The following is an 18409-nucleotide window of genomic DNA, read 5'->3' as shown; positions in this document are numbered from 1 at the left end:
GGCTGTCAGCCAATAATTTTAACCATCGGGATACAGGGCAGTGAGAAGCCCCGTGGTGAGTGGTAGAGGCTGACTTCATCGCCGGAAAAGCCCAGCGAGCGGTAAAACGGCGCGGCGTTCAGGCTGGCGTCGAGCCGAACTTCCGCCAGACTTGCTGCGCGAGCCAGCGTTTCCAGATGTTGCATCATTCGTTTGCCCACCCCTTGCCCCATCGCCTCCGGGGCAACAAACACCGCATCGATCATACCGGTGTGGAGGTTGACCATCCCTGTTGCTACGATCTGACCGCCTTTCTCCGCCAGGTGAAAATGGTGGGTGACGGTATTCTCGAAAGCCTCACTGAGGGGGCCGCTGGTCCAGCGCTGTAGCTGCTCTGGTGTATAGTCATGGCGGCAGCCGTGCAGAATGGCGCGGTTACGCAGGTCAAACGCCGTTGGCGCATCGCTCCGTCGGGCTTTACGCAGCGTGATCGCGGGAGGTTGCATCAACCGGCTCCTGTTGCGGTGTTTCGGCTGGGGGTAAAAAGCGCCGGGTCGTTGACCAGGTTGGCGGGGCTGCCAGCGGCAAATGCTGCCACATTCTCAAACGCGGTTTTAAAATAAAGCTCGTAGCTGTTGCGCTCGACATAGCCGATATGCGGTGTGGCCAGCACATTAGTTAGCGCCAGCAACGGTTCGTTTTCCGGTGTTGCGGGTTCGTGGTCGAAAACGTCCAGCGCGGCCTGTTTGTCGGGATGGGCGGACAGCTCGCGCCAGAGCGCGCCCGGCTCCACCAGTTCGGCCCGGCTCGTGTTGACGAACAGCGAACCTGGCTTCATCAATGCCAGGTCCGACTGCGTTACGCTATGGCGGGTAGCGTCGTTCAGCCGCAGATGCAGCGACAGGACGTCAGCATCGGCAAAAAATGCCGCTTTGCTGTCGGCGGTGGTAAAGCCGTGCTGGCGTGCCAGTTCACGTGACGTCTCGCTGCCCCACACCAACACCGTCATGCCGAATGCCGCACCGTACCGGGCGATACGCTGGCCGATTTTGCCGTATCCCCAGATGCCGAGCGTCAGGCCATGCAGCGTTCTTCCCAATCCCAACGTGCCGTTCTGTTGCCAGTGGCCTTGAGCTAACTGGTCGCGATAACCGGGCAGATGGCGCGACGCCGCCATGATCAAACTCCAGCACAATTCGGCGGGTGCCACCGGCGAGCCGGTGCCTTCGGCCACCGCGACGCCATACCGGGTACAGGCGTCGACGTGGATATGTTGGCTTACTTTGCCGGTCTGGCTGATTAGCTTCAGGTTCGGCAGTTGGGCCAGCAACTCATCAGTAATACGGGTGCGTTCACGAATTAGCACCAGTGCTTCAACCTCTTGCAACTGTGCCGCCAGTTGAGCGGTATCATAGGTTTGCGTCAGAATTTGTACCTGATGGCCGTTCAACAGCGAAAAGCAACCCAGCTGTCTGACGGTATCCTGATAGTCATCCAATATGGCGATGTTCATGCAGGGAGTCCTTGTCTGTTTTTATTGTGACTGAGGGCGGCAGGTCATGATGAATTCCCGGTCGGTTTGGTCGGTGACCCGAAACCCCAGCCGGTGATACAGGCGGCGCGCCGGATTATTTTTCAGCACGCTCAACACCACCGGTTGACCCCGCGCCGATGCCTGCGCGAGCAGGGTTTCAATCAATAACTTGCCGAGGCCGCGGTTTTGAAAATCCGGGTGGATCTGAATCTGCATCAGATACCAGTGCTGTTCCTGCGGCATAAAGCGATATTTGAACAGCCCGGCGGGTTGCCCTTCCACCCGCACGAGATGAGCGTGTTCAAATTCGTAGCGAACACGCTGCATCAGGCTGTCGCTGTCTGTCGATGCGCCGATGTCCGCCAGATATTTCCCCATGGTTAGCCTGCGCAGTTGCAGCAGGAACTCGATATCCGATTCGGTAGCGGGGATCAGTTCAGGGTGCATGGTTTCCTCCGGCGGAACGCCGCCTAATGAGCGTTATCCGTTAAAGTGCCACAGCTCACCTGACGTCGTCACCTGTCAAAACGGTAAATAATGGCGGCAGGAGACAGGCCGCGCCTGTGGAGAGAAGTCACGAGTGAGATAGATTGCCGTTATCCGCTGCGCAAAGGGTTCTAACTGGGGTATCATCGCAGCCGTTTGTGATTGAGCGAAGGTGGACGATGAGTACGCAATTATCCGATGGTTTTATGCAATCCGATAGTTTTCTGCAATCCGATAGTTCTCTGCAATCCGAGAGTTATCTGCAACGTTTTGGCGGTACGGCGCGTTTGTACGGTCAGCGAGCGTTGTCGCTGTTTGCCGGTGCGCATGTGTGCGTGATCGGCATTGGCGGGGTTGGGTCCTGGGCGGCTGAAGCGCTGGCTCGCACCGGTATCGGCGCGATTACCCTGATTGACATGGATGATGTGTGCGTCAGTAACACCAACCGGCAGATTCATGCTCTGCGTCAGCACACTGGGCAGTTGAAAACCGAGGTGATGGCGGAGCGAATTCTGGCGATCAACCCGGAATGCCGGGTGACCTGCGTCGATGATTTCATCAGCGCCGATAATGTGGCGGAACTGCTGGACAACAATTTCAGCTATGTGATTGACGCTATCGATAGCGTGCGCCCCAAAGCCGCGCTGCTGGCCTGGTGTCGCCGCAATAAAGTGCCGGTGGTGACCACGGGCGGAGCGGGAGGGCAGATTGACCCGACGCGGATTGAGGTCGCTGATCTGGCGAAAACCATTCAGGATCCGCTGGCCGCCAAGTTGCGTGAGCGGTTGAAGCACGATTTTAATATCGTTAAAAACAGCAAGGGCAAGCTCGGCATCGACTGTGTGTTTTCCAGCGAGCCGCTGATGTACCCACAACCGGATGGTTCGGTTTGTGCGTCTCGCAGCACGGCTGACGGCGTGAAACGTATGGATTGCGCCTCTGGTTTTGGCGCGGCGACCATGGTGACCGCCACCTTTGGCTTTGTGGCGGTTTCCCATGCGTTGAAAAAAATGATGGCGCGTGATACCCGGCAAGCGCAGGCTGCCGCGTTGAATCAGGATTCGTGACGGGCAATATCGTGGATGCGGCTGGCTAGTGCGCTCAGCCCACCAGCGCGTGATGCGCTGAGTTCGGCGCGCAGCCCCAACCGGTCAAACAAAGCCAGCGGGTCGAGCTGTTGTAGCATTGGCGCGGTTTTGCCTTCCACCGCCGTCAATAGGATTGCCAACAGCCCACGCACGATGCGGCCGTCGCTGTCACCGTAAAAATGCAGGGTGCCGTCCGGTTGCTGTTGATATCCCAGCCAGACGCGGTTCTCACAACCAGACAACTCGATATGTTCCTGACGAAGTGCGTCCGGCAGCGACGGCAGGGATTTGCTCAGCAGGATCAACTGACGATAGCGTTCTTCCCAGGAACGACAGGCGTCAAAACGCGCGGTCAGCGTTGCTTCATCAATTTCAGTGCCAAACGGATGGCGGGTAGCGTCGGTCATCATCAATTAATCCATCAGTAATTCAAGCGCTTTTTGGGTAGCCTGGACCAGATGGTCCACATCCAGCTGCTGGTTATAAGGGGCAAATGAGGCTCGCAACGTACCGGGCACACCCAGCGCCTGCATCAGCGGTTGGGCGCAATGGTGCCCGGCTCGCAGGGCAATGCCGTCCTCCGCCAGCAGAGTCACCAGATCGTGGTGGTGTACACCGTCGATGGTGAATGACAACAGGCTGGAACCAGGGGCGCGAAAGCTGCGAAAACCGGGGAACACACTCAGTTGCTGTTCTGCATCACTCGCCAGCGCGACACTGTGCCGATCCGCCGCTGAACGGTCTTGTCGCTGCCACCAATCAATGGCGGCAGCCAGACCGAGTACCCCGGCAATGTGCGGCGTACCAGCCTCGAAGCGCTGGGGAATGGCTTGTGGCGTAAAACCGTCAAACGACACGGTTGTCATCATTTTTCCACCGCCTTGCCAGGGCGGCATGGTTTCCAGCAGCGCTGGTTTGCCGTACAGCACGCCAATACCGGTAGGGCCATACAGTTTATGGCCGGAGAACGCGTAAAAGTCGATATCCAGCGCCGTCACATCGGTTGCCGTGTGTGCAATACCTTGTGCGCCATCCACTATCACCACCGCACCGACCTGATGTGCCAGTGTAATCGCTCGTTTCAGGTCCGGCATACCGCCGGTCACATTCGACATTTGTCCGATAGCCAGCAGGCGGGTGCGGGCGTTGATCAATGAGGGTAACAGCGGAAGGTCGGGCAGACTATCCGCGCCAATCGGCAGCTTTACCACTCGCGCTCCCGTTTGTTGCGCCACCATCAGCCATGGGATCAGATTAGCATGGTGCTCAGCCTCGCTGACCAGGATCTCATCGCCGGGTTGTAACCGTGGGCGGGCGTAACATTGCGCCACCAGATTGATCGCTTCTGTTGTGCCTTTAGTCCAGACGATGCCGCGTGCCTGCGTTGCGCCAATGAAATCCGCTACTTTTTCCCGCGCCTGTTCGAACGTTTCCGACAACTGTCGGGCGGTGCGATGCTGGCTGCGGTGCACATTACCCGTTTCGCTGGCGTAGTAGTGCTGAACCGTGGTGATAACCGTGTCGGGCTTCAGCGCTGTGGCGGCGCTGTCAAGATAGACACCGGGTTGGCGAAGTGCGGGAAATTGCTGGCGAAAATACGGGGCATTAAACGGTTTCATGTCGATCCTCTGTTGAGCGGCAGATCCTGTCCCATTTTTGCGACTGAAACAAGTTTAGGACGATCCTGAACGAAAACCTCGCTCAGCTTGCTACCCTTAACCTTGCTTGGTTTGGAATTTAATAATGACGAATGCCTTAGTGAAGGCATTAAAAAATACCAGGAGTTAAGTATGAAGAATAAAATTGTAATTCTTGCCGCCCTGGCTCTGACGTTATCGTTGTCAGCCTGTTCCAGCAATTATGTGCTGCAAACTTCTGACGGGCAGACCATCATTGCTGATGGCAAACCGAAGGTGGATGAAGAAACTGGCCTCATCAGTTACACCGATGCTTACGGCCATCACCAACAGATTAATCGTGATGCACTGAGATCGATGACGGAAGCGAAGTGATCGGTCAATTCATTACAGGCAAAAAAAAGCACCGCAAAACGCGGTGCTATGCAAAAATCACTTAGACAGACAGGGTAAATGTACAGGAAATGAAAAGGTAGCATCGCTACCACGTCTGAAATGCAGACAGTAAACAAATAGCAAACACAACATCACAACCACAAGCCAAAAGCACATCGGTCAATCTTCAGCACTTTTCGTTCCGGCTCAGGGAAGTGGCGCTACTATAGGTATTTGCTGGTGCATCCTCAACGGACAATTTATAATGCATCGGATTACAAAAACTAATGGCAAATCGCGGTAGTCGTTACCGGGGTAAGCCGCATACGAAGAATCCGGTTTATGTCGAAACGATTGCCGCCTCTCAATGCTTTGCGCGTCTTTGATGCTGCTGCCCGCCACCTCAGTTTTACCCGCGCGGCCGAAGAGTTATTCGTTACTCAGGCTGCCGTCAGCCATCAGATCAAATCGCTGGAAGATTTTCTCGGTCTGAAATTGTTCCGCCGCCGTAACCGTTCCCTGTTGTTGACGGAAGAGGGGCAGAGTTACTTTCTGGACATTAAGGAAATCTTTTCAGCCCTTAATGAAGCGACCCGTAAGTTACAGGCTCGTAGCGCCAAAGGCGCGCTGACGGTGAGCCTGCTGCCCAGCTTTGCCATCCACTGGCTGGTGCCGCGTCTGTCGAGTTTCAATACGGAATATCCGGGCATTGATGTACGAATCCAGGCGGTGGACCGGGAAGAGGAACGATTGTCGGATGATGTGGATGTGGCTATCTTCTACGGTCGCGGCAACTGGCCGGGATTGCGGGTGGAAAAACTGTACGCGGAGTATCTGTTGCCGGTTTGCGCACCGCAATTACTGGCTGGGGAGCACCCATTGAAAACACCGGGCGACCTGATATGGCATACGCTGTTGCATGACGCCTCACGACGTGACTGGATGGCCTATACCCGCCAGTTGGGGATAACTCAGATTAATGTGCAGCAAGGGCCGATTTTCAGTCATAGTGCGATGGTGTTGCAGGCGGCCATTCATGGTCAGGGGGTCGCGCTGGCCAACAATGTGATGGCGCAGACGGAAATTGAAGCGGGCAGGCTGGTGTGTCCGTTCAATGACGTGCTGGTCAGCAAAAATGCGTTTTATCTGGTTTGTCATGACAGTCAGGCGGAACTGGGTAAAATAGCCGCCTTTCGCCAATGGATTCTGGCTCGCGCGGCCAGCGAACAGGAAAAGTTCCGCTTCCGCTACGACAACAGTTCACGCTGAATCCGCCGGGTTCAGCTTCTTTTTCTTGATATATGGAATAGATCAAACGATGAACAGCCGTTTCATGCTGATATTCGCCGCTGTCAGCGGGTTTGCATATGTGGCGTTGGGGGCGTTTGGCGCGCATGTGTTGAGTAAATCTCTGGGTGAAGCGGAAATGTCCTGGCTGCATACCGGGCTCCAGTATCAGGCGTTTCACACGCTGGCGATTCTGGTGTTATCGGTGATGATGCATCAACGGGCGAACATCTGGTTTTACTGGAGTGCGGCATTTCTGGCGCTGGGTACGCTGCTGTTTAGCGGCAGCTTATACTGTCTGGCGTTGTCGCACCTCAAACTATGGGTATTTGTCACTCCGCTGGGGGGCGTGTGCTTTCTGACGGGCTGGCTATTACTGTTAATTGGAGCCTTACGCTTAAAGAAAAAGGCTGAGTAGCATGAATAAAGTGATTTTGTACTGCCGCCCTGGGTTTGAGAAAGAGTGCGCGGCAGAAATTACCGACAAGGCGGCGCGTTATAACGTCTATGGCTTTGTTCGGGTCAAGGATAACAGCGGATATGTGGTGTTTGAGTGTTACCAGCACGAAGACGCCGATCGGCTGATTAAGGAATTACCGTTCCAGGAGCTGATATTTGCGCGTCAGATGATGGTCTGTGGCGAATTGCTGCGTGATCTGCCGCCGGAGGATCGCATCACGCCGATCGTCGGGATGCTGACCGGGGCGCTGGAACGTGCTGGTGAGTTGCGGGTTGAAGTGCCGGATACCAACGAAAGCAAGGAACTGATGAAGTTCTGCCGCAAGTTCACGGTGCCACTGCGCGCGGCATTGCGGGAAAACCGTATTCTGCTGGCGCAGGAGAAAGCCAGCCGCCCGGTGATTCATGTGTTGTTCATCGCCCCCGGTTGCTGCTATGTCGGTTATTCCTACAGCAATAACAATTCGCCGTTTTATATGGGGATCCCTCGGCTGAAATTCCCTGCGGACGCCCCAAGCCGCTCGACATTGAAGCTGGAAGAAGCATTCCATGTTTTCGTGCCAGCAGACGAATGGGATGAACGTCTTGCTAGTGGTATGTTCTCGGTGGATCTGGGGGCTTGCCCCGGCGGCTGGACCTATCAGTTGGTGAAACGCAGTATGATGGTCCACGCCGTTGATAACGGCATGATGGCACCGAGCCTGATGGATACCGGGCAGGTCATCCACCATCAGGCGGACGGGTTTCGCTTTGAACCGCCGCGCAATAATATCTACTGGCTGGTGTGCGATATGGTGGAAAAACCGGCTAAAGTCACCAACCGTATGGCTGACTGGCTGGTCAATGGCTGGTGCCGTGAAGTGATCTTCAACCTTAAGCTGCCGATGAAAAAGCGCTATGAAGAAGTGACCCAGAATCTGGCCGTGCTGGCGCAGCGGCTGGAGGAGAACGGCATCAACTTTGAGATTCATGCCAAACACCTCTATCACGACCGTGAAGAAGTGACCGTTCATGCCCGGCGTATCTGGGGTGCAACGCCCGGCCGACGCGACGAACGTTGAGTTTCCGCTGCTGTCCGGGCGTGATGCCTGTACGTATCGGTGGTTAACGCCGCCTAACCCGATGTGGGCAGGCGGAGCTGTTGCAGGTTGCCATTGAGTATCAGATCAGTTCTGAGCGTGGCGACCTGGCGGCAGCGGTAAGCCATGTCCTGCTGAGATTCCAACTTGCGGCGCCATTTCTCCGGTATCTGCTCCAACTGCTGGTATAGCGCCTCCAGTGAGCCTGCCTGTTGCAACAGTTGAGCGGCGGTTTTCGGCCCAATGCCGCTCACGCCGGGAATTTTGCTGCTACTGATCCCCGCCAGTCCCCAGAAATCCGGCAACTGTTCGGGTTGAACGCCGAACGCCTGCTGGATGAATGGCACGTCCAACCAGCGCTTCTGAAAGTAATCCCGGATGCGAATGGTTGGTGCCAGTAACTGACAGTATCCTTTGTCGGTCGAAACAATGGTGGCTTGGTGCCCTTGCGCGGCGACCTTAAAAGCCAACGTGGCAGCCAGATCGTCAGCTTCATTACCCGGTGAGTGCCAGCTCTCTACACCTGAGGCCAGGAAGGCATCCCTGATTTGTGGCAACTCCTGCGACAAGCTTTCCGGCATGGGCGTGCGGCCAGCCTTATACTCCGGCAATAACTGGTGGCGCCAGCTCTGGTCACGCTGCTCGTCATCAAAGACGGCAACGGCATGAGTAGGTTGACTGTGCTGAATCAACTGGCCCAACGCGTGCTGGCAGGCAGTTAGGCAAGGAGAACCTTGTACCGCATGAATGCGTCGGATCAGGTTGAGCGCGTCAACAATAAGCAGATGTACGGCCATAAGCGGTAGTCATATGAGTCGCCGTCGACACACGCCGACGGCGAACGGTGGTCAGGAACAGATTTCATAGCACGGGACGTAAGCGCTGCCAGGCAGCTTCATACGTTGCTGAGAAACGAAGTCCTGCAACAGTCTGTCCATGCTCTTCATGATGTCGGCATTGCCGTGCAGTTTATACGGGCCGTGTTCCTCAATAGCCCGGATCCCTGCTTCTTTGACGTTACCTGCCACAATACCGGAAAACGCTTTGCGCAGCGTGGACGCCAGCTGTTCAGCTGGTTGATCAGGGTGCAGGTTGAGGTTCGCCATGTTTTCGTGCGTCGGTTCGAACGGCAGTTGCAAGTCCGGTGCGATGCGCAGCGACCAGTTGAAGCTATAGGCATCGCCGGTGTGACGGCGGTGCTCTTTCACCTGTGGCATGGTTTTCTTCATCTGTCGTGCCACTTCGGCAGCATCATTGATGATGATGGAATAATAACGGCGTGCCTGTCGACCCAGCGTATTAACGATAAATTCGTCAAGAACCCGGAAATAGTCAGCACTTTCCTGTGGGCCGGTAAGGATAATTGGCAACACTTGTTCGCTGTTGGCTGGGTCCATCATGATGCCCAACAGATAGAGGAACTCTTCCGCCGTACCGACCCCGCCTGGGAAAATCACGATGCCGTGCCCAATGCGCACGAACGCTTCCAGACGTTTTTCAATATCCGGCATGATGATCAGCTCATTCACCAGCGGATTGGGTGGCTCGGCTGCGATGATGGATGGCTCGGTCATGCCGATGAAACGTCCGTCACGATAACGTTGTTGGGCGTGGCCCACGGCGGCACCTTTCATCGGGGCTTCCATCGCGCCCGGCCCACATCCGGTACAGATGTTCAGTTCTCGCAAACCGAGCTGGCTGCCGACTTTACGGGCGTACAGGTATTCGGTTTCATTGATCGAATGACCGCCCCAGCACACCACCAGATTTGGCTCCTCGCCTACATGCAGCGCTCTGGCATTACGCAGGATGGAGAATACAAGATTGGTGATATGGGTGGAGTCTTCGAGATCCAGGTTTTGATAACGCCCAGCGCTGGCGATTTGGCCGTTCACAAACAGGATGTCGCGCAGCACGGCGAACAGGTTGGCCTGCAACGAGCGGATAATTTGCCCGTCGACAAATGCTTCTTCCGGCGGGTTGACCAGCTCCAGTTTCACGCCGCGCTCACGGCGCAGTACATTGATATCGAAATCCTCGTAGCGGGAGAGCAACTCCTTGCTGTTGTCCGTCTGACTGCCGGAATTCAGGACGGCGAGGGAACAATTGCGGAATAGCCGGTAAAGATCGCTGCTGGCTGTGCTTTTCAGCATATCCACTTCCAGCTGCGACAGTAAATCCATGGACCCTAACGGGCTGATATGTGTGATCATACTACTCCCTGAAACGCAGTGTGCGACGACAGTTGTTCAAGACGCTTGCCCAACACGCAGGTGCGATGCGTTTGTGTGATACGTTTCTTTGCTATCTCACCTTAACGTGTCGAATAGCCTTTTGCCAAGGCGTGGTGACCTTCCAGCGATAAAGTTGCGCGGCGTTACGCACTTTGATGCGTATTCTGTCGACGTTAGGCGTTATAGTCGGGATAGAATGTGTATTGAGTGAAACCCGACAGACTCAGATTGAGAGGAAAGATGGAGCAGCAGGTATCACAGGCGCTGAATGCATTCACCCAGCGTTATGTCGAGTTATGGCAACGGGAAACCGGCCATCCGCCAGCCAGCGACGAGCTGTATGGTGTCGCGTCACCCTGTATTGTCACCACACAGGATAGTCGGGTGCACTGGTTGCCGCAGGCACCGGCTGTGCCAGCTCGGCTGGATGGTGTTGAACGGGCGCTGGAGATCCAACTACATCCGGATGCGCATACCTTTTTCACCAGCCAGTTTGCGGGTGACATGACGGCTCGCTTTGACGATCTGGACTGCACGCTGCTTCAGGTCTGGAGTGAGGACGATTTTATACGTCTGCAGGAGAACCTGATTGGTCACCTTTTGACACAAAAACGATTAAAATTGTCACCTACATTATTTCTTGCGACAACGCATTCTGAAATGGCGCTAATCTCTTTGTGCAACCTGAGCGGCGAAGTGGTGCTGGAAGAGTTCGGTACGCGCCAGCGTCGCGTGTTGTCATCGGATCTGGTTGATTTCCTGCATAAGCTGTTGCCATTGATTCCATAATGCTGAATCGCGTTTCGCTTTTCGGTGTGTGAGAGATCTCTTACATTGCGTGTAAGCGATCTCTTATCTTTAATATTAAACTAAGATTTCCGTTTAATTTTTGCATTATTAATTAATGAATTAATGGTGTTCGTCAATAAACCGTGCTTTTTATGCGCCTATTAGGGCGTTTGGGTGGCTTGCTGATTCGGTTTAATTAATACATCTTATTATTCAGTTTAGTAACACGGTAACAGGGTATGTCGACCATGCCAGGAAGGCAGGAAGCTAACTTCTGTTACAACCAGACTCTTTTTTCAGGATGAAATGAGGGACACCTCCAGGAAGGAGAATGAGAGCCGGCTTGGGAATGCCGGTGGGGCAGGAGCCTAAAGGAATGCGATCACGGATGATTATGATGGAACGAGCGTCACGGATGAAAGAAGGATCGCCAGCAAGGATTGTGGGTTAGGACGACCAATCAAGGACAAGTTTTCAAGGACGAGCAGGGAAGCAACAAGGTAGCGGGACTGCTGCAAACGAACTAAGAGGGAACCGAGAAATCGGTTCCCTCTTTTCGTTTGCTGTGCCACTCAGTGTGCGCATTGCGGTGTGGGATGTCAGAATCAGACAACGATGCTATGCTTTGCCGCCCTGTTACCAAGCCTGATGAGACTTCGGCCCATGAGTGTAGAGATTCGCATCCGACAATCGCTGTTTGCGATAGAACATGCCCTGAGAACAAGCCCGTTATGGCCGACTTCTGCACCTGATGAGGCGGCATTTGCCAGCCAGGAACCGTTCTGCATTGATACGATGGCGGCCGAGCAGTGGCTGCAATGGGTGTTCTTACCGCGTATGCACGCATTACTGGACAGCGGCGCGCCGTTGCCGACCCGGCTTGCCATCCTGCCTTACTTCGAAATGGCGTTCGACGGGCGCTTGGATGATGTTGGCGAATTGCTGACGCAGTTGCGGGCGTTGGATGAATTGTTTGAGGAATGAGGATGCTGGAGATTGTCTATCAGGATGAGCATCTGATTGCGGTGAACAAACCGGCTGGTTGGCTGGTGCACCGCAGCTGGCTGGATCGCAAGGAAAAAGTGGTGGTGATGCAAACGGTACGCGACCAGATTGGTCAGCACGTGTTTACCGTGCACCGTCTGGATCGTCCTACCTCTGGCGTGCTGTTGATGGCGCTGTCCTCTGAGGTGGCACGGTTACTGGCGCAGCAGTTCGAGCAGCACCAGATGGAGAAAACCTATCATGCAGTGGTTCGCGGCTATGTGATGGAGGACGGTGTGGTTGATTATGCGCTGACAGAAGAGCTGGACCGCATCGCCGATAAATACGCCGACCCGAATAAAGCGCCGCAGCCTGCCGTCAGCCACTATCGGGTACTGGCGCGTGCCGAGATGCCGGTAGCGATTGGGCGTTATGACACTTCGCGCTACAGTCTGCTGGAATTAAGTCCCAAGACCGGGCGTAAGCACCAGTTGCGGCGACATATGGCGCATTTGCGTCACCCTATTATTGGCGATACTACCCACGGCGACTTGCGTCAGAACCGCGGTATGGCGGCGCATTTTGATTGCGCTCGCCTGATGTTGCACGCCAGCCGTTTGTCGCTGACTCACCCGGTGACCAACGAGCCGTTGGTCATCTCAGCACGCTGGGACGAGCCCTGGCAGGGCGTAATGACGCAATTTGGCTGGCAAGGCAATCTCCCTGAGGTTGAAAGGGTTGAGTTTCCTTTGGTGTCGGGTCAGGATAACGACCTGACGTCAGCATAAAACAGGAGAATCAGCGTCATGGCGCAAGTCGGTATTTTTGTTGGCACGGTGTACGGCAACGCGTTGCTGGTGGCGGAGGAAGCGGAGAGCATTCTTAAGTCGCACGGGCATGAGGTAAAGATTTTCGAAGAAGCGTCGGTCGATGACTGGCTGGCTTACAGCCAGCAGACGGTACTGGTGGTCACCTCCACCACCGGTCAGGGGCAATTGCCGGAGTCTATCGTGCCGTTGTACGAAGCGCTGCGTGAAAAAGTCGGTTATCAGCCTGATTTGCACTACGGATTGATTGCATTGGGTGACAGCAGCTACGAGAATTTCTGCGGTGGCGGTCATCAGTTTGATGCGTTATTGCAGGAGATGGGGGCGAAACGCGTGGGCGAGTTGCTGGAAATTGATGCCACCGAACATCCGGAACCTGAAGTGATTTCCTGCCCGTGGGTGGAATCCTGGGGCGCGCTGCTGGACAAGTAATTGCCGGGAGCCGCTGGTGAAAACGGGGCCTCCAGGCCCCGTTTCTTATGCGCAATAGGCTGTGTTGCAGCCTTATCGATGACGCGGCTTAGCGTTGCGTCAGTTTTTCCAGATCGGATTCGATTTCGCTGATCTTGTTGGTGACCACGCTTTCCAGATGACGCAGATCGGACAGAATCTTGCGCTTCAAATCCACCTCAACCTGATCGCGCTGGCAAATTTGATCAAGCTCGTCCACCACGTAACGCAGATTGGGGCTGATCTCGTTGATTTCTTTATAACCCTGCCCGGCGTTGTCTGCGACGATGGTTTTGCGCTGGCGCGGATATTTGAACTTGACGCTTTTAGCGAAAAATTCCCCTTTATCCTTGCGAAAGTAAATTTTCAGAATATCGTTGCTGGCTTCCTGGCGGAGGCTATAGCGGTCGATATCTTCCGGGTTGGAAATCCCAAGACTTTTCAGATTGTCGTACATAACGCCACCTTTCTTGTTTTACGTCGGCTTGAAAAACCGGGCCAGTATTGTTGGTCGTGACGGCTTGATGCCGTAAAAAATGGCGGGTCATAGCCCGCCATTCAGTTTAGTCGATAGTGGTATTAGTCGATAGTGCGCAATAGCTCATTAATTCCCACTTTACCGCGGGTTTTTGCGTCCACTTTCTTCACGATCACCGCGCAGTAGAGGCTGTAGCTGCCGTCTTTAGACGGCAGGTTGCCGGATACCACGACTGAGCCCGCCGGTACTCGGCCGTAATGCACTTCGCCGGTTTCACGGTCGTAAATTTTGGTGCTCTGGCCGATGAATACGCCCATTGAAATTACCGAACCTTCTTCTACGATCACGCCTTCTACGACTTCAGAGCGAGCACCGATGAAGCAGTTATCTTCGATAATGGTCGGGTTAGCCTGCAGCGGCTCCAGTACACCGCCGATGCCAACACCGCCGGACAGGTGCACGTTTTTGCCAATCTGTGCGCAGGAGCCGACAGTGGCCCAGGTGTCTACCATCGAGCCTTCGTCAACGTAGGCACCAATGTTGACGTAAGACGGCATCAGTACGGTGTTACGGGCGATGAATGCGCCCTGACGGACACTGGCAGGAGGGACAACGCGGAAACCTTCACGCTGGAAGCGCGCTTCATCGTAACCGGCGAATTTCATCGGTACTTTATCGTAGTAACGAGTCTCGGTGCCTTCCATCAACTGATTGTCATTGATGCGGAAAGAGAGCAGCACCGCTTTCTTCAGCCACTGATGCGTTACCCACTGGCCGTTGATCTTCTCAGCCACACGCAGCGCACCACTGTCCAGTTGGCTGATAACCTGATTCACCGCTTCGCGCGTTACCGTGTCCACATTGGCCGGGGTAATGTCTGCGCGACGCTCAAATGCGGTTTCGATGATGTTCTGTAATTGCTGCATCCTGTTTCTCTTTCGTGATTAATCAAACCAGGCCGCGTGCCGCTATGCGGGACGAGGCTTAACATTTAAGAAGCTACTTTATCGTTTGGGTCGAGGGCTTCTGTCAACCGTTGTTGCAACTTAAGCCGTAATTCGGGGCTTAATGCCCGTCTTTCGCTATCTGCCAGAATAAACAGGTCTTCTACGCGTTCGCCGATGGTGGAAATACGGGCACCATGCAGCGACAGATTCAGGTCGGCGAACACTTCGCCCACCCGCGCCAGCAGGCCGGGCTGATCGAGCGCGATTAACTCCATGTAACTGCGTCGGTCGGTATGCGTCGGTAGAAAACCGACTTCCGTCGGCACGCTAAAGTGGCGCAGGCGGGAGGAGGGCCGACGTGCTCGCGGATGCTGATAATCCCGTTGGGTCAGCGCCTGTTCGATGGCATGGCGGATCATGTCGTGACGATCCGGTGCCAGCGGGCTGCCGTCCGGTTCCAGTACGATAAAGGTGTCCATCGCCATACCGTCGCGGCTGGTGAAGATTTGCGCGTCGTGTACGCTCAGGTTACGTCTGTCCAGTTCACCGGCGACCGCGGCGAACAGGTAAGGACGGTCCGGGCTCCAGATAAAGATTTCGGTGCCACCACGACTGGCCTGGTGGCTGATCAGCACCATGGGTTTACTGACGTCATGCTCCAGCAGGTGACGCGCGTGCCAGGCTAATTGATTCGGGGAGTGACGCAGGAAGTAGTCGGCGCGGCAGCGGCTCCAGATGTGGTGCAGTGCCTCCTCGTCGATATTGTCCATACGCAACAGCGCCAGCGCCTGTAAGCGATGATGACGCACCCGTTCGCGCAGGTCCGGCGAGTTCTGCATACCACGACGTAACTGTTTCTCGGTCGCGAAATACAGTTCGCGCAACAGACTCTGTTTCCAGCTGTTCCACAGCGTCTCATTAGTGGCGCAGATATCCGCTACGGTCAGGTTCAGCAGGTAACGCAACCGGGTTTCGCTTTGCACCTGTTCAGCGAATTGCTGGATGACCGTTGGGTCCTGGATGTCACGCCGCTGTGCCGTAACTGACATCAGCAGATGGCAGCGTACCAGCCAGGATACCAGTTGGGTTTCCCGTGAGTTCAACCCATGCAGCGCGGCAAACTCCAGCGCGTCTTTGGCCCCCAGTTCCGAGTGGTCGCCACCACGACCTTTGGCGATGTCATGGAACAGGGCAGCTAGCAGTAACAGCTCTGGCTGCGGCAGTCGCGGGTAGAGCTCCACGCATAGTGGATGCGCCGCGCGAGTGGCTTCTTCGGTAAAACTCTCCAGTTTCAGCAGCACCCGGATGGTGTGCTCATCCACGGTATAGGCGTGGAACAGGTCAAACTGCATCTGCCCGACAATGTTGCCCCACAACGGCATATAGGCCCACAGTACACTGTGGGTGTGCATCGGCAGCAATGCCCGGCTGACAGCGCGCGGGTGGCGCAGAATATTCATGAACAGGTTGCGGGCTTCTGGAATCGTACACAGCGGCTGGTTCAGGTGACGACGAGCATGGCGCAGGTGCCGCAGGGTTGTTGAATAGATGCCGCTGATTTCCTGATTGCGGACCATCAGGTAGAACATGCGGATGATGGCTTCGGGCTTGCGCTCGAACAGGGTTTCGTCACGCAGGTCGATAAGCTGGCCGCGCAACTGGAATTCCTCGTCCAGCGGACGGGGTTTCTCGCTGGCATCCAGCGCCAGGATGGCTTCGTCAAACAGTTGCAGCAGCATCTGATTCAGTTCGCCTACCCGACGCGTCATACGGTAGAAGTCTTTCATCATGTGCTCTACCGGCGCATTGCCTTCGCCCTGATATTGCAGCAGTTGCGCCACGTTGAGCTGGCGGTCGAACAACAGGCGGTTATCGTAACGGGGCAGGATCAAATGCAATGCGAAGCGAATGCGCCACAGAAAACTCTGGCACTCGTTCAACTCGTTGCGTTCAGCTTCGGTCAGAAAACCGAACCCGACCATTTCGTTGAGCGACGTGGCACCAAAGTGACGACGGGCGACCCACAGCAGGGTGTGGATATCCCGTAGCCCACCGGGGCTGCTCTTGATATCTGGCTCCAGATTGTAACTGGTGCTGTGGTAGCGCTGGTGGCGTTCCCGCTGCTCGGTGATCTTGGCGGGAAAGAAGGTTTCCGAAGGCCAGAATGCGTCGCTGAAAATGTGTTTTTGTAGCGTCAGGAACAGTGCAACGTCCCCGCAAATCATGCGGGATTCGATCAGGTTGGTGGCGACGGAAATATCTGCCCGGCCTTCTTCCAGACATTCGTCGAGTGTGCGCACGCTATGGCCGACTTCCAGCCGCAGGTCCCACAGCAACGTGATAAAGGTGCCGATCGCCTGTGACTGAACGTCCGTCAGCTTGTGCTGGCTCAGGACCAGCAGGTCAATGTCTGACAGTGGATGCAATTCTCCGCGCCCGTAGCCGCCGACCGCCACCAGTGCGGTTTGCGCTGTACTTTCAAAACCGTAAAAGCGCCATAGCCGTTGCATCAGATGGTCAATAAACAGCGTGCGGGCGTCGATCAACGCTTCCGCGCTAACGCCCGCTTTGAATTCCTCTGCCAGCCAGCTCTGGAACTGTTCCAGATGGGTTTTCAGCGTCTGACATTTCAGCATGTCGTCGGTGAACGTCAGAGGTGAAGCCGGTGCCGGATGAACCGTGGTGGTGGAACCGGGGGTATCGTGCGAAAGGTCTTTGTCGATCATGTTGCGCCACCATAAACATAAAAAAAGCCGGCATCAGCCGGCTTATGCTCAATTATTCCTGATGCGTGATGATGTTGGGGATGGTGTCATCCTTACGCAACGTCATTATTTCGCAGCCGTTTTCAGTCACCACAATAGTATGCTCGTATTGCGCCGACAAGCTGCGATCCTTGGTTTTTACCGTCCACCCGTCTTTCATGGTGCGGATGCGGTAATCGCCAGCGTTGACCATCGGTTCCACGGTAAACGCCATGCCCGGCTGCAACACCACGCCGCCGTCGTCAGCGTCATAATGCAGCACCTGCGGTTCTTCATGAAAACCACGGCCGATGCCATGACCGCAGTACTCGCGCACCACGGAGAAATCCTGCGCTTCTACGAATTTCTGGATTTCGCGGCCCAGCGTGCGCAACCGGATGCCCGGTTTAATCATCCGTAGCGCCAGATACAAGCTTTCCTGCGTCACCTTGCACAGGCGTTCTCCCTGAATGGTCGGCTTGCCAACAATGAACATTTTGGAGGTATCGCCGTGAAAATCGTCTTTGATCACCGTGACGTCGATGTTGACGATATCGCCGTCCTTGAGGGTTTTGTCATCGCTCGGAATACCGTGACACACCACTTCATTGACAGAAATGCAGACGGACTTAGGAAAGCCGTGATAACCGAGGCAGGCGGAAATCGCATTTTGCTTGTTGGTGATGTGGTCGTGGCAAATGCGGTCCAGTTCGCCGGTGCTCACGCCTGGAACCACATACGGTTCGATGATTTCCAGCACTTCCGCCGCCAGGCGGCCGGCCACACGCATTTTTTCGATGTCTTCAGAGGTTTTGATTGAGATAGCCATAGAATTCAGTCCACTGGTATCGCCTTTTCCGGCGAAAGAGGGTCGGTAAATAGTGATTTATGGTATCAGCCCAGCCTGACACTGCCAAATCATCATTCCGTAACGGGGCTGTCATCCAGGGCTTGGGGCATTACAGTAGAATGCAACAAAAGTTGGTGTCCGGGGGCGGTTTATGGTATAAAGCGCGCCGGTGATCCGGCTGG

20 protein-coding genes are annotated in these 18409 nt (G+C 55.2%); 9 read left to right on the top strand and 11 right to left on the bottom strand.

Annotated elements, in window-relative coordinates:
- Positions 1-5: 5 nt before the first annotated feature.
- Genes OB87_RS12690 through OB87_RS12680 form a run of 3 tightly spaced genes read right to left on the bottom strand, consistent with a single transcriptional unit; the run spans position 6 to position 1960 of the window.
- Positions 6-485 carry a GNAT family N-acetyltransferase gene (locus tag OB87_RS12690; protein ID WP_033569795.1) on the bottom strand — a complete coding sequence of 160 codons (480 nt, stop codon included), beginning with the start codon at positions 483-485 and terminating at the stop codon, positions 6-8.
- Entirely contained in the window at positions 485-1492 is a 1008-nt protein-coding gene (locus OB87_RS12685) for a D-2-hydroxyacid dehydrogenase family protein (protein WP_033569794.1), read from the bottom strand. The genes OB87_RS12690 and OB87_RS12685 overlap by 1 nt, the downstream gene beginning before the upstream one ends.
- A gap of 21 nt (positions 1493-1513) precedes the next feature.
- Positions 1514-1960 (bottom strand): GNAT family N-acetyltransferase, encoded by a 447-nt coding sequence (locus OB87_RS12680; protein ID WP_033569793.1) that lies wholly within the window; start codon positions 1958-1960, stop codon positions 1514-1516.
- Between the two features lie 245 nt (positions 1961-2205).
- On the opposite strand from OB87_RS12680, the gene tcdA reads away from it, so the two are divergent.
- Positions 2206-3066: a tRNA cyclic N6-threonylcarbamoyladenosine(37) synthase TcdA gene (tcdA, locus tag OB87_RS12675; RefSeq protein ID WP_033569827.1), complete on the top strand. Its 861-nt coding sequence runs from the start codon at positions 2206-2208 to the stop codon at positions 3064-3066.
- On the opposite strand, the gene csdE is transcribed toward tcdA, so the two are convergent.
- Both csdE and csdA read right to left on the bottom strand, forming a co-directional pair.
- On the bottom strand, positions 3054-3497 hold the full coding sequence (gene csdE, locus OB87_RS12670; RefSeq protein ID WP_033569792.1) for a cysteine desulfurase sulfur acceptor subunit CsdE: 444 nt from the start codon (positions 3495-3497) through the stop codon (positions 3054-3056). The two genes, tcdA and csdE, sit on opposite strands and share 13 nt — an antisense overlap.
- A 3-nt stretch (positions 3498-3500) precedes the next feature.
- Positions 3501-4706 (bottom strand): cysteine desulfurase CsdA, encoded by a 1206-nt coding sequence (gene csdA / locus OB87_RS12665; RefSeq protein WP_033569791.1) that lies wholly within the window; start codon positions 4704-4706, stop codon positions 3501-3503.
- Positions 4707-4877: 171 nt separating this feature from the next.
- On the opposite strand from csdA, the gene OB87_RS12660 reads away from it, so the two are divergent.
- The 4 genes from OB87_RS12660 to rlmM all read left to right on the top strand — a co-directional run bounded on the left by OB87_RS12660 (position 4878) and on the right by rlmM (position 7906).
- On the top strand, positions 4878-5099 hold the full coding sequence (locus OB87_RS12660; protein ID WP_033569790.1) for a YgdI/YgdR family lipoprotein: 222 nt from the start codon (positions 4878-4880) through the stop codon (positions 5097-5099).
- A 342-nt stretch (positions 5100-5441) separates the two neighbouring features.
- Positions 5442-6368, top strand: coding sequence for a transcriptional regulator GcvA (locus OB87_RS12655; RefSeq protein WP_033569789.1), 927 nt, complete (start codon positions 5442-5444; stop codon positions 6366-6368).
- A gap of 49 nt (positions 6369-6417) precedes the next feature.
- On the top strand, positions 6418-6804 hold the full coding sequence (locus tag OB87_RS12650) for a DUF423 domain-containing protein (RefSeq protein ID WP_033569788.1): 387 nt from the start codon (positions 6418-6420) through the stop codon (positions 6802-6804).
- A gap of 1 nt (position 6805) precedes the next feature.
- Positions 6806-7906, top strand: a complete 1101-nt coding sequence (rlmM, locus tag OB87_RS12645) for a 23S rRNA (cytidine(2498)-2'-O)-methyltransferase RlmM (protein WP_033569787.1) — start codon at positions 6806-6808, stop codon at positions 7904-7906.
- A gap of 53 nt (positions 7907-7959) precedes the next feature.
- Here rlmM and xni read toward each other — a convergent pair whose 3' ends face one another.
- Together xni and ppnN are read right to left on the bottom strand one after the other, a co-directional pair.
- Entirely contained in the window at positions 7960-8721 is a 762-nt protein-coding gene (xni, locus tag OB87_RS12640; RefSeq protein ID WP_033569786.1) for a flap endonuclease Xni, read from the bottom strand.
- Positions 8722-8772: 51 nt separating this feature from the next.
- Positions 8773-10137, bottom strand: coding sequence for a nucleotide 5'-monophosphate nucleosidase PpnN (ppnN, locus tag OB87_RS12635; protein ID WP_033569785.1), 1365 nt, complete (start codon positions 10135-10137; stop codon positions 8773-8775).
- A 261-nt stretch (positions 10138-10398) separates the two neighbouring features.
- On the opposite strand from ppnN, the gene syd reads away from it, so the two are divergent.
- The 4 genes from syd to OB87_RS12615 all read left to right on the top strand — a co-directional run bounded on the left by syd (position 10399) and on the right by OB87_RS12615 (position 13190).
- Positions 10399-10947 (top strand): SecY-interacting protein, encoded by a 549-nt coding sequence (syd, locus tag OB87_RS12630; RefSeq protein ID WP_033569784.1) that lies wholly within the window; start codon positions 10399-10401, stop codon positions 10945-10947.
- A gap of 663 nt (positions 10948-11610) precedes the next feature.
- Complete coding sequence (locus OB87_RS12625) at positions 11611-11931, top strand: YqcC family protein (RefSeq protein WP_033569783.1); 321 nt, start codon at positions 11611-11613, stop codon at positions 11929-11931.
- A 2-nt stretch (positions 11932-11933) separates the two neighbouring features.
- On the top strand, positions 11934-12719 hold the full coding sequence (gene truC, locus OB87_RS12620) for a tRNA pseudouridine(65) synthase TruC (protein WP_033569782.1): 786 nt from the start codon (positions 11934-11936) through the stop codon (positions 12717-12719).
- 18 nt (positions 12720-12737) lie between these two features.
- Entirely contained in the window at positions 12738-13190 is a 453-nt protein-coding gene (locus tag OB87_RS12615) for a flavodoxin (RefSeq protein WP_033569781.1), read from the top strand.
- A gap of 88 nt (positions 13191-13278) precedes the next feature.
- Here the strand turns inward: OB87_RS12615 and OB87_RS12610 are convergent, their stop codons facing one another.
- The 4 genes from OB87_RS12610 to map form a co-directional block, all read right to left on the bottom strand.
- The gene (locus OB87_RS12610) at positions 13279-13665 is read right to left on the bottom strand and encodes a DUF3461 family protein (RefSeq protein WP_013316746.1); all 387 of its coding nucleotides are present in this window, start codon (positions 13663-13665) and stop codon (positions 13279-13281) included.
- Positions 13666-13787: 122 nt separating this feature from the next.
- Positions 13788-14612 (bottom strand): 2,3,4,5-tetrahydropyridine-2,6-dicarboxylate N-succinyltransferase, encoded by an 825-nt coding sequence (gene dapD, locus OB87_RS12605; RefSeq protein WP_033569780.1) that lies wholly within the window; start codon positions 14610-14612, stop codon positions 13788-13790.
- Between the two features lie 65 nt (positions 14613-14677).
- On the bottom strand, positions 14678-17359 hold the full coding sequence (gene glnD / locus OB87_RS12600; protein WP_033569779.1) for a bifunctional uridylyltransferase/uridylyl-removing protein GlnD: 2682 nt from the start codon (positions 17357-17359) through the stop codon (positions 14678-14680).
- Between the two features lie 52 nt (positions 17360-17411).
- Entirely contained in the window at positions 17412-18206 is a 795-nt protein-coding gene (map, locus tag OB87_RS12595; RefSeq protein ID WP_033569778.1) for a type I methionyl aminopeptidase, read from the bottom strand.
- Positions 18207-18409 lie beyond the last annotated feature (203 nt).

The organism is Dickeya undicola, from assembly GCF_000784735.1.
Classification (GTDB): Bacteria; Pseudomonadota; Gammaproteobacteria; order Enterobacterales; family Enterobacteriaceae; genus Dickeya; species Dickeya undicola.
Note: the sequence above shows the minus strand (reverse complement) of the source record. Positions and strands in the feature narration are given on the sequence as shown.

Excerpts from the sequence above, each read along its gene's own strand:
- syd (WP_033569784.1), top strand. The coding sequence starts at position 10,399 with ATGGAGCAGCAGGTATCACAGGCGCTGAATGCATTCACCCAGCGTTAT.
- csdA (WP_033569791.1), bottom strand. The coding sequence starts at position 4,706 with ATGAAACCGTTTAATGCCCCGTATTTTCGCCAGCAATTTCCCGCACTT.
- xni (WP_033569786.1), bottom strand. The coding sequence starts at position 8,721 with ATGGCCGTACATCTGCTTATTGTTGACGCGCTCAACCTGATCCGACGC.
- OB87_RS12625 (WP_033569783.1), top strand. The coding sequence starts at position 11,611 with ATGAGTGTAGAGATTCGCATCCGACAATCGCTGTTTGCGATAGAACAT.
- map (WP_033569778.1), bottom strand. The coding sequence starts at position 18,206 with ATGGCTATCTCAATCAAAACCTCTGAAGACATCGAAAAAATGCGTGTG.
- glnD (WP_033569779.1), bottom strand. The coding sequence starts at position 17,359 with ATGATCGACAAAGACCTTTCGCACGATACCCCCGGTTCCACCACCACG.
- ppnN (WP_033569785.1), bottom strand. The coding sequence starts at position 10,137 with ATGATCACACATATCAGCCCGTTAGGGTCCATGGATTTACTGTCGCAG.
- OB87_RS12615 (WP_033569781.1), top strand. The coding sequence starts at position 12,738 with ATGGCGCAAGTCGGTATTTTTGTTGGCACGGTGTACGGCAACGCGTTG.
- OB87_RS12610 (WP_013316746.1), bottom strand. The coding sequence starts at position 13,665 with ATGTACGACAATCTGAAAAGTCTTGGGATTTCCAACCCGGAAGATATC.
- rlmM (WP_033569787.1), top strand. The coding sequence starts at position 6,806 with ATGAATAAAGTGATTTTGTACTGCCGCCCTGGGTTTGAGAAAGAGTGC.
- OB87_RS12680 (WP_033569793.1), bottom strand. The coding sequence starts at position 1,960 with ATGCACCCTGAACTGATCCCCGCTACCGAATCGGATATCGAGTTCCTG.
- tcdA (WP_033569827.1), top strand. The coding sequence starts at position 2,206 with ATGCAATCCGATAGTTTTCTGCAATCCGATAGTTCTCTGCAATCCGAG.
- dapD (WP_033569780.1), bottom strand. The coding sequence starts at position 14,612 with ATGCAGCAATTACAGAACATCATCGAAACCGCATTTGAGCGTCGCGCA.
- OB87_RS12690 (WP_033569795.1), bottom strand. The coding sequence starts at position 485 with ATGCAACCTCCCGCGATCACGCTGCGTAAAGCCCGACGGAGCGATGCG.
- OB87_RS12685 (WP_033569794.1), bottom strand. The coding sequence starts at position 1,492 with ATGAACATCGCCATATTGGATGACTATCAGGATACCGTCAGACAGCTG.
- OB87_RS12660 (WP_033569790.1), top strand. The coding sequence starts at position 4,878 with ATGAAGAATAAAATTGTAATTCTTGCCGCCCTGGCTCTGACGTTATCG.
- OB87_RS12655 (WP_033569789.1), top strand. The coding sequence starts at position 5,442 with ATGTCGAAACGATTGCCGCCTCTCAATGCTTTGCGCGTCTTTGATGCT.
- csdE (WP_033569792.1), bottom strand. The coding sequence starts at position 3,497 with ATGATGACCGACGCTACCCGCCATCCGTTTGGCACTGAAATTGATGAA.
- truC (WP_033569782.1), top strand. The coding sequence starts at position 11,934 with ATGCTGGAGATTGTCTATCAGGATGAGCATCTGATTGCGGTGAACAAA.
- OB87_RS12650 (WP_033569788.1), top strand. The coding sequence starts at position 6,418 with ATGAACAGCCGTTTCATGCTGATATTCGCCGCTGTCAGCGGGTTTGCA.